We start from the raw sequence: 13,824 nt of genomic DNA, 5'->3' as shown, positions 1-13,824 counted from the left end.
ATCTTTTCCATTGGCTTTGATCTTCGCCCAGCCTTTGGACTCCGAATACACCGTTACCTGTGTGCCTCTTGTCAGCTTTGCGACTATGCTGGCACTATCACTGCCACTTTTTCGCATATTCAGTGAACCCGTGCTCATATTCACATATTTTGTTGTCGTTTTAGTGGTTACTGCAGTTTTCATTAAAGTCCCTGGCTTCGTTGCCGATAAATACTTCGTACTGACATATCCTTCTTTTCCATTGGCTTTGATCTTCGCCCAGCCTTTGGACTCCGAATACATCGTTACCTGTGTGCCATTTGCCAGCTTTGCAACGATGCTTGCATCCTCCGCCCCGTTTTTTCTCATATTGAGGGCACCGGAACTTACATGTACAAACATGACGTCCCCTATATTCGTCTGTTCCGCCTGTAGTGGAGCTGCAGATATTTTTTCTTCGAAAGCAACCGTGGACAACACTGCAAAACAGAAAGTTGGTATAATTAATTTCTTCATCTCATTCTCCCTACTAAAGAATTATATTTTTAACATTTATTTAAATATCGGTTAAAATAAGTATAATAATATAGGCATAAATGCTCATTCGTCTAAAATATATCATATTCCGTTAGATCTATAGGGAGATAAAGGAGATTGTAATACAATAGTAAACTTTTAGACATTTAAGTAATAAAATAGAAACAATTGCAACGAGGGGCACCTGGCAAGCAAATGAACAATATAAAGTATATTGATATAATTACTGACCACTCAAATTAATGCTTTTGAGACGAGCATCTTTCTGCCTTTACTGAATATATATAAAGGGTGGGCACACGTTCCTTATATTTGACGGATCGAGGCAATAACCTATATAATTACCGTATATAACTTATAAGAATCCTTCTGTTAAGGGGAGTAGCTATACAATAAAGTCGTCAGTACAGGATCGAATCCTCGGCTTTATTGGCAACTGATTTTAGTTGTTTGCAAGACCTTGCCGATTATTTGGTGAGGTCTTTTGATTTTTAAAAGACGGTATGACCAATAATCGGTTATACCGTCTTTTTTGATTCGAAAAATTGCACAATAGAGGTGAAAAGTATGCAGAACTATAATGAGTTAGCTCAAAGCGTTAAGATTTCCGATGATAAAAAGCATATATTGCTTGATGCCGACCCATCTTTATCACTTATCGGAAAAGGCCGAAGCGCATATGTATTCAAAATACATTCCACCAATAAGGCACTAAAAGTGTTTTTCCCGGATCATACTCACACAGCTACAGTTGAAGCTGAAATATACAAAACCGTCCAATCCATCGAATACTATCCAACCCTATATGATGCGGGGGTAAATTACCTGGTTATAGATCACATTGAAGGCAACACTCTTTTTGAATGCTTAACATTGGGAATCCCGATAACGGAAGAAAACATCGCGGAGATAGACCATGCCCTGCAATTGGCCAGGAAAGAAGGATTGAACCCTTCGGATATCCATTTACGAAACATCTTCATCACCTCCGAAAAAAAGGTGAAAATCATTGACGTTGCAAGGTTTAAGCAAGTGAAATCCTGCAATCAGTGGCACGACTTGAAAAGTGCATTTCACCTTTTCTATTCGAAGTCATTTTTTCCGAAGAAGATCCCCAGCTTCATACTGAATTCCATTGCAGCGATTTATAAAAAAAGATTCCTGCCCATCTGATCCTTACCATAAAAAAATCACATTGGAGGCATATATGAAAAAAATAATGACCATTGCTCTACTGTCCATACTTACATTAAGCGGATGCTCAGCTTTAGAAGAAGTCAATTCATCATTGGAGTATGCAGATCATGCGACGGAGTATGTAAATACCGTTAAGGAATTTGCCAATGAGGTGCCTGCTTTGTCACAGGACGCCGTAACGAATGGAGAAGCAAGAGCAAATCTTGAAAAAGAACTGGAATTGATGAAAACGGAGATTGAAGAATTCAATGCAATGGAACCACCCCAAATCGCTGAAGGCATCCATGAGAAGATCGTCAGCTCGAATCAACAGCTTTCAGATGGAATTGAATTATATCTGAATAATATTGAAAATGGCCAAATTGACCCTAAGGCATTGGAAGATTCAGAGATAATGAATTCAATCGATAATATAACAGGATTGGCAAAACAAATTGAAGAATTGGGTAATTAAGCATCCTGCAATGAATAAAAAGGAATCACTTGAAACAAATTATTGACATGAAACCAAAAGGTTTTATATAATCGACAAAGCGAAACCAATTGGTTTCATATATTTCAGTTAAAAAGGAGAATCAGTATGGAAAATCAACATACACTACAGGACATCAAGAAGACAGTTATTCTTGAAGCCCCTATCCAACAAGTTTGGGATACAGTTTCGACTGCAGAGGGCATAGCTTCATGGTTCATGCCAAATGATTTTCAACCGAAAGTGGGACATGAGTTCCATGTGCAATCACCTTTTGGTCCATCTCCTTGTAAGGTAACGGAGTTAGATGCTCCTCATCGTCTTTCATTCAGTTGGGATACGGACGGTTGGTTCATTTCCTTCATTTTAAAAGAACTGGACGGCAAAACGGAGTTCACCCTTATTCATGGTGGTTGGAAAGAGCCTGAAACGATTCTTCCGAAACCGAATGAAAAAAGCTCAGTGATTCGCGAGAGAATGGATCATGGCTGGGAACAGATTGTTCATGCAAAACTTAAAAAGGTTGTTGAGGGCTAAGTGTCTGCAGCAGAAAAACATGATGTATTTCAGGCTATCGCCGACCCAACCCGCCGAAAGGTCCTGCAATTGCTTGCTGAAGGGGATTTACCCATTTCAGAAATCACTTCTCACTTTTCCATGAGCCGTACAGCGATTGCCAAGCATCTTCATATCCTTTCTGAAGCTGAATTGGTCAGTGGCCGGAAGGTAGGCAGAGAGAAACGCTTTCGGCTTCAGCCAGAACCTTTAGCGGAATTGAAACAGTGGCTTTCTTTTTACGATCAATTCTGGGATAACAAATTATCCATCCTTAAACATGTGATTGAACATTCAGGGGAAAATGGATTGAAAGTCATCGATAAAGAAAAGGACACGGATGAACCATCATAATGAAGAAAAACCCCCGGCGCATTGCACCGGGGGTTTTTCCAATAGTTTATGCTTCCATCTCCACATTGTGTTCTTTGCGCTTCTTGATGACCATCGTTAGCAATAGTAGTAGATTGAAAACAATGATGCATCCAGTAAGGAACACTATACTCGTTGTCAATGCATCCGCTCCAAGGCTCGTGCTCATCGCCTGACGGAAGCCCATGACAGAGTATGTCATTGGTATGAACGGGTGAACATGACTGAAGAAGTTATTGGTCAGTTCCACAGGGAACATTCCTCCGCTTGCACCTAGCTGTAATACAAGGAATATCATCGCCAATAAACGACCCGGATTTCCAAATCCTACGGTCAAGAAGGTGACGATGAACATGAAGGTAAGGGAAGTCAGTATGGAAACCCCAATGAATTGCCCCATGTTCTCGACCTGTAAATCCATTCCCCAAATCATGATCGCATCCAACACTAATGCTGAAAGCGTCGCTTGGATAAACAGGACCGTAAATTTACTGAACCACCATGCCACTCCTGAAGTAGGCCTTGTGGAAGGCAAGCCTGTCGGGAATCCCATATTGAACGCAATCGCTCCTACAAATAAGCCAAGGGACAATACATAAGGAGCCAGTGCATGACCATAATTCGGCACGTCACTGCTTTTTTGTTCTTTAACCTGTGTCGGTTCGGCAATCATGCTGTAATTATCATCGGTTGTTTTGTTTTCACTTATTTCTTCTGCTCCATCACCGAGTTTATCCGAAAGTTCGACCGTTCCATCTTTAAGTGAGGATATGCCATCACCCAATTTTCCGGATCCTTCAGCAAGTGCCGAGGAACCTTCATTGATCTTACCTGCCCCATCGGCAAGCTGGATGACTCCATTGCTTAAAGTAGGCAGATTGCTTGCCAATTGTTCAGTGCCCTTAACAAGTGCTGATGAGCCCTCATTCAAGGCAGGTGAGTTGGCATTCAGTTCATTGGCCCCGCTAGCAAGCTGGCTTGCCCCTTCGCCAACTTGGCTAACACCGAACGCATACTTCTCAAGACCATCCCCAAAGGAGGTTGACCCCGCTTGAAGTTGTGAAACTCCATCTACCAACTGACCAGAACCCTCAGTTAGTTTTGATAGACCATTATTCAACGAGGAACCGCCTTGTGCTAACTGGTTGATCCCCTTCACTAATTCCGGTGTCCGTTCATTTAAACTTTGTGTTGCCGCCGTTAATTGATTGCTGCCTTCAACAGCCTCATTCAAGCCGCCATTTAATTGTGTTGCACCAGGAATCAATTGTTCTTCCAGTGCGTTCCTTATTGCCGTATATCCGTTTAACGCTGAAACGGCGTTTGGATTGACTTTATTCACCGCATTATTTAAATTGGCCACTTGTTCTGGAAGCTGGCCTAATCCATTCAATACAGGCATTACATTTTCCTTCAATTGCGTTGATAAGTCGGATACACTTGCAGCAAGAGTCGAGGCGATTTGTTTTTGTGCCTCCGCTTGGTTTTGAAGTTCATTTTGAATGGCTCCGATTAATTCGGATTGTTGTTCACTGGTCATGCCTTTGAACGCTTCCGTGTTTTGAACGGCATTGATCGTGCTCTGACCATTATTCGCAATGGTTGATTGAAGTTCCGTTAAGGCCGCCTGACTGTTATTGAGGTCTTCAGTAATGCCAGATACGGTACCGGACGCGCTGCTTCCTGCAGGAATCGCTTCTTGCAATTGATTTACACCGCTTTGAATGCTTGTCAGTCCTTGCTTAAGCTGACCCATCTGTTCTTCTGCGGGCAATTGGCCATCCATTTTTTTCAGGCCGTCATTTAACGCTTGGCTTCCTTCTGCCAGTTTATTGATTCCTTCATTTAAACTTTGCTGACCTGATGCCAATTTTGGAATTCCTGTCGATTGGTCCGTCAGCTGGCTTGCATTTTGTGATAATTGATTCAACCCATCATTCAAATTCGCACTGCCTGTTTGCGCTTGTGCCAATCCCGTATTTAAAGTTTGCGCTCCTGGAACCACTTTGGCGAGCCCAGTGGAAAGTTGGGATGAACCTTGTAAAAGTGCTTCACTATTATTAGTTAATTCCCCTGTGCCTGATGCAAGTTCGTCCGCACCCTTTTGCAACTGACCGACACCGGAAGTATATTGTGAAATTCCCTTATTTAATTCCGACGCGCCACTTTCAAGCTTGTTGGCTCCTTCCATAAACTCGCCGACACCGATTTGAAGTTTATTCGCCCCATCTTTAAAAGTTAATGTGCTTGAAGCTAATTTATTCAGATTTTCCGTCACTTCTTTGTTTCCATCATCCAGTTTTTTTGCGCCATCATCCAGTTTCGATGCCCCATCTGCTGCATCATTGAAACCCTCTCCGATTTTATCAAACTGGGAGAAAATAGCTTCCGCATATTCTTTTGTGACACTTTCGGCAATTTCCGTTTTCAAATTATTCGCTGCCTGTTTTCCGACCGTTTCAGAAACGAAACTGCGTCCAGGATTCACGTCATACGTCAAATTCATTTTTTTTGGCTTATCATCCATGACGGTTGCAGCATTTTTCGAAAAGTCCTCCGGAATGGTAACGACCATATAATATGTACCATCATCAAATCCTTTTTTCGCCGCTTTTTCCGATACGAAATGCCATTCCAAATCATCATTGTCCTTTAAATTCTCGATTAGCTCATTACCGACTGTTAAGGTTTTACCCTCATATTCCGCCTTCATATCCTTATTCACGACTGCAACAGGCAATTTGCCTGTATTTCCGTATGGATTCCAAGCGGAACTAAGGAATAACCCCCCATAAATAATCGGGACGAACAGTAAAACGATCGCGACACCGACCAGTTTTCGATTTGTAAGGAAAAGCTTCCATTCTTGTTTAAGCATGTTCACTTCTTTTCACCTTTCTTTTCACGCAGTACATCACTCAATGACGTTGAATTCCAATTAAGAGTCGGTATGTCCGTGGTGCCAAAGCTTTCTTTCAGCAAATCTGCCACTGTTTGGCTGGAAAAGAACTCTATTAAAAGTTGATCAGCCCGGGAAAACATCCGACGAAGGACATCCATCCCCTTCTCTGCATACTCTCCATCTTTAAACGCTTTTTCTATAAGTCCCGTATCCGGAAACATCGAAATCGTGCCTTCCATCGCCTCAATAATTTCAAGGTTTTTAATCTTATCTACACTTTTGGCAAGAGTAAGTCCACCATTATTACCAGGAACGGAAGTGATTATCTGCTTAACGACCAGTTTCCTTATGATTTTTTTCAAATAAGAAGGAGACACCTCCAATCGTCTGCTGATCTCATTAGACGAAAGCGGTACATTTTTATCCTGGGTGGAGAGGATAACAATGATGCATATAGCTTGCTCGACCCCTTTTGTTAATTGCAAATCCGTTCACCTCTTTCAGCATCTATGTGGATGTTTGATATCCATAATGGATATTCCGTATCTATAATTAAAACCCGTTTCATCTTAGAAATCAAGTTAATTTTAGAAAAAATTTCTAAAAAAAGGTGAACCCCTTTATGACAGCATCATAAGGGGTTCACCTTTCAAGGTTTTTATAGGTCATTTAGAAATTCATTGACCGCTTCTGGAGTTTTAGCATTTGCACTGTGCAGATGTGCAACCTTTTCCCCATTCTTAAATACTAATAGTGATGGAATTCCCATTACCGTTTGCTCTTCAGAAATCTCTGGGAACTCGTCACGATCGATTGTAAACCACTGTTTATCTTGATGTTCTTGTGTGATTTCATCGATGAACATGTCTAAACGTTTGCAGTCTGGACACCATGTTGTCGTAAAAACCCCGACCGTCAGTCCCTCTTGATTGATTTGTTCACGGTATTCTTGTTCAGTATTGATATTTTTCATGATCTTCTCCTCCGAGCTTTCTTATCATCATACTTAATCCATGAATTAATGTACTCAAGGATTAATATATAATTAATTCCTATACAACACAAACGGTTCATCCTGGATCCATCTAACTCTTGCCCGGTTCATGTACCTTTTCTATGCTGCCCCCATAACTATGGCCAATTAAGGCTAGATAGCTTGGATTTGTAGAACGAAGCTTAATATCTTATTAGGATTTACCCTTAAAGGGGCTAATTCCTGTTATAATGTGTTTCTTAATTAGTAATACCTGATGGAGAACTAACCAACCCCAGCTCGACCACTAATACATACAATCACAATATCTTCTCACATGAATTTTATCTCCCTTGCTTTAATCGCCATTAAAAATTTATATTAAACAAAATGTTAGGTAACAGATCCTCTTTACTTCGAAATGGAGTTTTTAAAGGAATTTATTATATATTAAACGACTTTATTATTATTTAACTCCGGGAGCCGAGGAACTTATTCAGGCGACGGAATAAACTTCATATATGAAAAAAGACCCTTGGGACAAAGTATACCATCCTCGCCCAAGGGTTCAGCTCTTGCAACACTATGCTATTGCACCACCCGGTCGATACATGCAATTAAGCGGTCTTCAATATCTTGGGCAAATCCTTTAATAGAGGAATCGCTGACCATTTCAATTAAAGATGTTGGTCTTGGCATACCTATTTTCGTCTTGCCCCCATCTTCATAAACAACAATTTTACACGGCAAGAAATAGCCAACCATTTGATTTTCTGATAATACCCGTTGCGCTTCTTTTGGGTTACAAACTTCCAATACATGATAGGGTTGATCAAATTCAAACCCCTTATTTTGTAAAGTTTCTTTGATATCAAAATGCCAAAGCACACCGAATTTTTCCTCTTTTAATTTTTCCTCTAAGACTGCCATTGATTCTCCGATTGATTGATTCGTTTCTACGGTGTAATGAAACATAGACTCATCTCCTTATCCACTTTAATCCTATTTATTCCCTGTTTATTAAGGATCAAAACAACTATTGATATATTGCGGCTAATTTCTCCCCTAATATCAAAAGGGAAATATACTCCCTCTTAATCAATGATGGTTATCATTCCCAAGTCAGCACGAATAATATAACCAGAATGAAATAATCCGTTGTTTTTTATTATCGAATTTACACGTTAAACGCAATTTAAATATAAAAAAAAACTAATTTCTCTATGTTGTAAGTGAAGTGAGAAATTAGGCTTTAGTTCCTTCATAAAAGCAGCCATTCAGTTGAATAACTAACAGGACAATCCTTTATTCACATGAAAAAGCAAAATGAGGCCTAGAGAGCTTATCCCCTTGTCTTATTTGTCACTACATTAATTTCATCGTTGTAATACATGTTGGGTCACCTTCGAATGTAGAGAGCTTTAAATCTGCCATTTTTCCGTCGTGCTCTATTTTGATCTGAAAGGTTTTATCTTGCTGTAGCCACAAATCAATAAATCCATTAGATGGAGAGCTAACTACCTCGTCCTGGATAACATTCCCGTCTAAATCCTCAATGTATAAGTTAAACTCTTTATTTGCAAGTTCACCTTGACAACCTGTCAAGCTATGATTCATGCATGGATGGGTTTTATTAATGTAAGGTGCAATCGAAACAAAAAACTCGCCTTTGGGCAAATCATAGGAAGTTTCACTTCCATCATTTTCAGTCACAATGAGTTGTCGAGATGTAATGGAGGCATTTTGTGCATTTTTGTTTTTTGTACTATAATCATTCACTAAGGTCTTAATATCATCTGTTGATTTAACGGGCTTTGCCTCATCTTTACCTGTGCTGGCGCAAGCATTTAGTATAACTACTACTAACAAAGTTAAGAAAAATCCTTTTAATTTCATTTAAGTTAATTCTCCTCCCTTGTCATTGTTAACTATTTATTTAATATATCAAAACTCAAAAAAATATATTTTTTAATCCACAATTAGACATTAATCCACCTTAATTTGACCCATCATTCCATTATCCTCATGTTCGAGAATATGACAATGGAACATATAAACTCCTTTTTCAGGGAACTTAACAGCAATTTTTGCTTTTTGTCCCGGTTTTAAGGAAATGGTATCTTTTAAACCAGATAAATTTTCTGGAGGCTCTTTTCCATCAATCGATATAACTTGGAATTGCGTTCCGTGAATATGGAATGGATGGTTCATGCCCCCCATTGAATCTTTCATATTTTCGATTTCCCATAATTCGGTTTCATTTTGTTTCTGTGTAAAATCGATTCGATTTGCATCAAACTTCTTATTATTAATTGTCACATTTTTTCCCATTCCAGCCAATTTGATTGTTTTTGTGACCTCTTTATTCTTTACTTCATTAGAAATTTCGAGGTTATTTAATGACTTTGTAGTTTTTGCCGTTTTGGAATTATCTGCTGATTCTTTTAAATGAATAGGCAAAATAGTTACGTTATCTTCATTAACAAGTGAAACTTCATTTCCCTTCACTTTTGTTAAATCTACGATAACTTCAACTCGTTCAGCAGGTGCAATTTCAAGCTCTTTTGTTGAATTAGGCTTATTTAAGAAACCACCATCACTTGCGATTTGTTGAAATTCCATATTATTATCAAAGTGTAAAGTGTAACCCCTCATATTGGAACCATTTAAAATACGCAAGCGAACTTTTTCACGATCAGCTTTTAGTTTTGGATTGACAACCCCATTGATCAAAAGAGTGTCTCCTGTTGTCCCATCTTCATTCATTACTTTGTTATAATCAAGTTGTTTATCATCAGTAAATTTTTTATCTTGAAGAATAATTGGAAAATCATCTTCACCATATGTTTTTGGAATATCTAATTTCCTACTATTCTTATCATCAATATAAAGTAACCCAGCTAAGCCTTTAAATACTTGTTTTCCTGTTTCATGCATAGGGTGTGGATGAAACCAGAGTGTAGCAGCATCCTGTTTGACGGTAAAGTGAATTGTTTCAGACTTGCCTGGTTTCAACACTTTATGTGGGCCCCCGTCTTCGTTACCAGGTACTTCAAGACCATGCCAATGGAAAGTCGTATCTTCCTTTAAATCATTCACCAAATGGATGGTGACCTTCATTCCCTTTTCCACTCGAATCACTGGCCCCAAAAAATCCCCATTATATCCGTATGTTTTTGTTTTAATTCCATCAAATATTTCTGAAGTGCCTTGGTGAGCTCGAATGGTATATGAAATGGAATTGTTATCCTCTTGATCTGGTTTTAGTACTTTTGGAAAAGTTAATTCATTTTCTCCAAGACTGCTTTTTAATTCTGTAATGGTTTCATGGCTCATATCCATAGAAGAATGGTCCATACCTTTCATATCCATTGAAGAGTGATCCATATCTTTCATATTGTTACTACTTCCTTGGCTACAAGCCCCAAGTATGCCCAAACTTACAACAATACTCGCAAATATTATTTTCCTCATACTTTCACCATTCCTTTCACTAAAAAGTATATAGAACAGTTATGCAGGAATTATGTAGAAACTGGCATTTGTATACAAAATGTTGTTCCTTTATTTTTGATTTTAGTTTTTGATACTAGATAAACCTTGTTATACAAGGGGTAACGTCAGGAAAATGCGGATTTACAACGTTAAGCATTTTGATACAAGTCTTATGAGACATTACGAGGGCTTGTTATAGACTAACTTTAGATAGGAAACAAGAATAAATAAACAAATAATTTAACTGCTTTTTAGAATGTCTTAAAGTTTTTTTAACTTTTAGACATTCTAAGTACACAGAAAATCATTAGTGCAAACTGATGTGAGCATGATAAAAGGCAGCCGTATTTGCTGCCTTTTTTTGTATACAAAGTTAAAGATATTTAATTTTGCGTATGACCTCGGATAGCAACATCCAAAATAATCCAAAATTCTGATTTTATGAAAATTTTCCCTTCCGCATTTCCTTCGAACATCAAGAAAGGTGTGACTTTCATCCTTCTCTTCAAACTCCTGCTCTTCTTTAATTGAGTTTCTTCATTGAATCACGGCGCCCACCAGTTACCTGAAGCCACGATCATTGTCTGTAGTTTTATCGTATTGGCAAAATAGTCATCATCTTCTTGTTTCTGTATCGTCCTATCCCATAATTGGTTGATCCATTGCTGGTTGGAGGAATCAACCATGGCACTCACCATGAATGGAGCAACGAAGGTTGTACTATTCCCTTCTTCCACGGCTTTTCCGCTCAGCGTATAGCCGGATTGGATATTATCAGGATTGCCATCGGTTTCCGCTTTAATCCAATCATTCATCTTCTTTAATTGCGGCAGGGCTCTTTCATCACCAGTCAGTAAGTAATCGATTGTATAGCGCCAAGGTGTCCTGCTGCTGTTCCAGCTGTAATTGCCGTCATTCTCCCCTTCTAAAAAATCGGCTTGAGCCGGCTGATATTCTTCCCTGGATTGTACAATGAAGTCCGGCATGAGGCCAGTATTGCCGCTTTTCTCCTCATAAATCGAATGAATGACCGTATAAGCCTTATCCGTTACATCTTTCCATTCATCAGTCCCGGCTGCCGCCTCGAATGACTTAAAATGATTGAGAAGAAGGTCGGATGAACGAGTCGATCGTCCGTATACCTCATCTTTATCTTCCGCCCAGTCCCCTAGTTTAACCAGGGACTGCGACCGATTTATCTCATTCGACATGATCGCAGCCAAGATCTCCTTTGCACTGGCTAGATAGTCGATTTCCCCTTCACTTCCCCACTGGCGATCGGCCAATAACAACGAATAGGCGATATCCATATCGCCATCAGTTGCTGAATCGGCGTCCCCTGGCGTATTGATGATCTTTCCCGATTTATCCTTTACTTGCTGCCATGCCATTAAGGACGGGTCATTATCACTTCCATGGGCTTTATAAAAACGATAAAGACCATCGAAGTATTGCTTGTCCTGGCTGCCTGCCATGATTGCCGTTATCATCATCCCATAACCGTGCGCTTCAGAGACGGTCACTGCATTCTTGGGCTCTGCATATCCTTTATCATTGTAAAAAATATAATATTGATCACTTTCAGCAGCTGGCTGCTTAAGATATTCATTTTTCCAGGTTTTATAAAAATTCGCTACGGCAGAATCCAAGTCCTCCTGTGAAACATTGTCAGGCTTTATCGTACCCGCTTGATAGACTGTATGCTGAGGAAATGCTCTTTTACCGAAAAGCTCTTTCTGTTTGGTTTGAGATACCCATGCTATCGAGGCAATGACCCCTAAAACGATCACGCCACAAGCTATCAATAAACTTCTTTTTTTCATGGCTGGCTCCTTGGGTTATACTGCAGTATTCACTGCTATTATATGTTCGGCTAGGAACATTCGATCGTATTGTTCCATTCTTTTAGACTGCTAAACTTGCTGTATCTATTCTTCCTGCTAGCAGCAGGACTTTCCATATGTAATGGCAATATATCATAAGTTATTTTGAATGATTATGTTATGATAAAGTTCGAATTTTGAGTGTTTCTATTCATTTAAAAAAAGGAGTGTATTAATGAAACGAATCTGCAATCAGTGCCAAACTGAAATGATAAATGATTGCAAAGTGAATGTTCAAGGCGGAATGAATGGGATAAAGATTAGTCAAAAGAAAGGGATTTTCAGTAGTGTTTCTGCAAACCCTAAAGCATCTGTATGCCCAAATTGTGGTTATGTAGCTTTCTATATTGATGAGTTTAGAGAATTTAATAAGTAAAAATATAAATATATACAGCTACCTGACGTTTGCGAGAATAGTAAGTCAGCAAGTATATATTTTATGTTTTGTCCTTATCGCTTAAGACGAAATATCAGCTATTTCTTAATCATAGCCTTTTTAAAATTTATTTTTCTCCAAATATTTAATACTGATATTAATCGTAACAAGTTTTTACTTGAACCAGTAATAAGATTAAATGGTGGTTTGGAGATACATCAATGGGCCGAATGAAGTGTTTGACCAAAATATCATTCCACTTTTTTCAATTCCATAACTCCTTTGCCATCTATTGAAATATCCAGTTGCTGATTTATGACTATTGAAAGCGGAAAGGTTTCCGACTCTTTATTCGAAAAAATCCACCGCCGTTTCCTTGGACCTAAAAGTAAAAACGAACCTGCTTCATGTTCCCCCATGAAATTCAATCCATCTTCACTTATTGCTTCACCATTCCTTACAGGTACACCATTACTGATCAACTGGTTTCCGAAAGCCCTTACTTCATCTGTCGTAATGTTTATTTCACTGATGCACAGGACGTTTTGAGCTGAAAAATACTTAGCCTCGGATTTGGGTGATACGGAATATCTCGATATGAACTCGACAATGTTGCCTGAAGGGTCTGTAAAATAAAAAGCATGTGCATTAGAATAGCTGAAATAAACTTCGTCATAATCATTTTCTCTAGTCAATTCCACTTTTGATTTCGCCCATGCTTTTGCCGAAGTGAATAAATTGGTTGGAATGTTCATGGCAAAATGATAAAAAGGCTTTTCATTCTGATGATATTTTTTGATTTCAAGCACACTTTCCCCTGCCTTCATTTCAAAAACATCATCAGTTTGCGATAGTAACTCAAATCCTAGCACATCCATATAAAAATTCCGCATTTCATCCCAAGCATGACTATACAAAGTGACCTTATTGATAATCAACGTTCAATCCCCCTTTCCACCTAACAAATATTGTAAAGTAATCCTGCATTTGTGCAAACATTCCTTACTTTTCAAAATCATATATTCATATACACGCTTCCCATATTTACTATGCCAATTCAAAAAGGACCACCAAATTCGATCG

14 protein-coding genes are annotated in these 13,824 nt (G+C 38.9%); 5 read left to right on the top strand and 9 right to left on the bottom strand.

Annotated features, from left to right (window positions below; all coding sequences use genetic code 11):
- Positions 1 to 495 (bottom strand): SH3 domain-containing protein (locus ACQKFG_RS20670; protein ID WP_427562289.1); only part of this gene is annotated, 495 nt, incomplete at its 3' end.
- Between the two features lie 588 nt (positions 496 to 1,083).
- Here ACQKFG_RS20670 and ACQKFG_RS20665 point away from each other — a divergent pair.
- The 4 genes from ACQKFG_RS20665 (at position 1,084) to ACQKFG_RS20650 (ending at position 3,094) form a co-directional block, all read left to right on the top strand.
- Positions 1,084 to 1,689 (top strand): protein kinase family protein, encoded by a 606-nt coding sequence (locus tag ACQKFG_RS20665; RefSeq protein ID WP_192206737.1) that lies wholly within the window; start codon positions 1,084 to 1,086, stop codon positions 1,687 to 1,689.
- Positions 1,690 to 1,723: 34 nt separating this feature from the next.
- A complete protein-coding gene (locus tag ACQKFG_RS20660) occupies positions 1,724 to 2,167 on the top strand; it encodes a DUF6376 family protein (RefSeq protein WP_349729842.1) in 444 nt (147 codons plus the stop codon).
- Between the two features lie 126 nt (positions 2,168 to 2,293).
- Positions 2,294 to 2,722 (top strand): SRPBCC family protein, encoded by a 429-nt coding sequence (locus ACQKFG_RS20655; RefSeq protein WP_192206739.1) that lies wholly within the window; start codon positions 2,294 to 2,296, stop codon positions 2,720 to 2,722.
- Positions 2,723 to 3,094 carry an ArsR/SmtB family transcription factor gene (locus ACQKFG_RS20650; RefSeq protein WP_192206740.1) on the top strand — a complete coding sequence of 124 codons (372 nt, stop codon included), beginning with the start codon at positions 2,723 to 2,725 and terminating at the stop codon, positions 3,092 to 3,094.
- A 46-nt stretch (positions 3,095 to 3,140) separates the two neighbouring features.
- Here the strand turns inward: ACQKFG_RS20650 and ACQKFG_RS20645 are convergent, their stop codons facing one another.
- The 7 genes from ACQKFG_RS20645 to ACQKFG_RS20615 form a co-directional block, all read right to left on the bottom strand.
- On the bottom strand, positions 3,141 to 5,990 hold the full coding sequence (locus ACQKFG_RS20645) for a YhgE/Pip domain-containing protein (RefSeq protein WP_228467632.1): 2,850 nt from the start codon (positions 5,988 to 5,990) through the stop codon (positions 3,141 to 3,143).
- 2 nt (positions 5,991 to 5,992) lie between these two features.
- Positions 5,993 to 6,499: an RrF2 family transcriptional regulator gene (locus ACQKFG_RS20640; RefSeq protein ID WP_192206742.1), complete on the bottom strand. Its 507-nt coding sequence runs from the start codon at positions 6,497 to 6,499 to the stop codon at positions 5,993 to 5,995.
- Between the two features lie 173 nt (positions 6,500 to 6,672).
- Positions 6,673 to 6,987, bottom strand: a complete 315-nt coding sequence (locus ACQKFG_RS20635; protein WP_192206743.1) for a thioredoxin family protein — start codon at positions 6,985 to 6,987, stop codon at positions 6,673 to 6,675.
- 588 nt (positions 6,988 to 7,575) lie between these two features.
- Complete coding sequence (locus tag ACQKFG_RS20630; RefSeq protein ID WP_342614672.1) at positions 7,576 to 7,962, bottom strand: DUF302 domain-containing protein; 387 nt, start codon at positions 7,960 to 7,962, stop codon at positions 7,576 to 7,578.
- Positions 7,963 to 8,352: 390 nt separating this feature from the next.
- Positions 8,353 to 8,883, bottom strand: coding sequence for a CueP family metal-binding protein (locus ACQKFG_RS20625; RefSeq protein ID WP_427562282.1), 531 nt, complete (start codon positions 8,881 to 8,883; stop codon positions 8,353 to 8,355).
- 90 nt (positions 8,884 to 8,973) lie between these two features.
- Complete coding sequence (locus ACQKFG_RS20620; protein ID WP_427562279.1) at positions 8,974 to 10,461, bottom strand: multicopper oxidase family protein; 1,488 nt, start codon at positions 10,459 to 10,461, stop codon at positions 8,974 to 8,976.
- Positions 10,462 to 11,027: 566 nt separating this feature from the next.
- On the bottom strand, positions 11,028 to 12,305 hold the full coding sequence (locus tag ACQKFG_RS20615) for a glycosyl hydrolase family 8 (RefSeq protein WP_427562276.1): 1,278 nt from the start codon (positions 12,303 to 12,305) through the stop codon (positions 11,028 to 11,030).
- A gap of 235 nt (positions 12,306 to 12,540) precedes the next feature.
- On the opposite strand from ACQKFG_RS20615, the gene ACQKFG_RS20610 reads away from it, so the two are divergent.
- Positions 12,541 to 12,741, top strand: coding sequence for a hypothetical protein (locus ACQKFG_RS20610; RefSeq protein WP_349729847.1), 201 nt, complete (start codon positions 12,541 to 12,543; stop codon positions 12,739 to 12,741).
- A 251-nt stretch (positions 12,742 to 12,992) separates the two neighbouring features.
- On the opposite strand, the gene ACQKFG_RS20605 is transcribed toward ACQKFG_RS20610, so the two are convergent.
- Positions 12,993 to 13,679, bottom strand: a complete 687-nt coding sequence (locus tag ACQKFG_RS20605; RefSeq protein WP_427562273.1) for a VOC family protein — start codon at positions 13,677 to 13,679, stop codon at positions 12,993 to 12,995.
- Positions 13,680 to 13,824: the final 145 nt, after the last annotated feature.

Source organism: Peribacillus sp. NPDC076916 (assembly GCF_050269675.1).
In the GTDB taxonomy this organism is placed as follows: domain Bacteria; phylum Bacillota; class Bacilli; order Bacillales; family DSM-1321; genus Peribacillus; species Peribacillus aracenensis.
Note: the sequence above shows the minus strand (reverse complement) of the source record. Positions and strands in the feature narration are given on the sequence as shown.

What these genes read in the sequence shown, in the direction of transcription:
- ACQKFG_RS20625 (WP_427562282.1), bottom strand. Translation starts at nt 8,883, where the DNA reads ATGAAATTAAAAGGATTTTTCTTAACTTTGTTAGTAGTAGTTATACTA.
- ACQKFG_RS20660 (WP_349729842.1), top strand. Translation starts at nt 1,724, where the DNA reads ATGAAAAAAATAATGACCATTGCTCTACTGTCCATACTTACATTAAGC.
- ACQKFG_RS20620 (WP_427562279.1), bottom strand. Translation starts at nt 10,461, where the DNA reads ATGAGGAAAATAATATTTGCGAGTATTGTTGTAAGTTTGGGCATACTT.
- ACQKFG_RS20615 (WP_427562276.1), bottom strand. Translation starts at nt 12,305, where the DNA reads ATGAAAAAAAGAAGTTTATTGATAGCTTGTGGCGTGATCGTTTTAGGG.
- ACQKFG_RS20665 (WP_192206737.1), top strand. Translation starts at nt 1,084, where the DNA reads ATGCAGAACTATAATGAGTTAGCTCAAAGCGTTAAGATTTCCGATGAT.
- ACQKFG_RS20635 (WP_192206743.1), bottom strand. Translation starts at nt 6,987, where the DNA reads ATGAAAAATATCAATACTGAACAAGAATACCGTGAACAAATCAATCAA.
- ACQKFG_RS20655 (WP_192206739.1), top strand. Translation starts at nt 2,294, where the DNA reads ATGGAAAATCAACATACACTACAGGACATCAAGAAGACAGTTATTCTT.
- ACQKFG_RS20645 (WP_228467632.1), bottom strand. Translation starts at nt 5,990, where the DNA reads ATGCTTAAACAAGAATGGAAGCTTTTCCTTACAAATCGAAAACTGGTC.
- ACQKFG_RS20610 (WP_349729847.1), top strand. Translation starts at nt 12,541, where the DNA reads ATGAAACGAATCTGCAATCAGTGCCAAACTGAAATGATAAATGATTGC.
- ACQKFG_RS20630 (WP_342614672.1), bottom strand. Translation starts at nt 7,962, where the DNA reads ATGTTTCATTACACCGTAGAAACGAATCAATCAATCGGAGAATCAATG.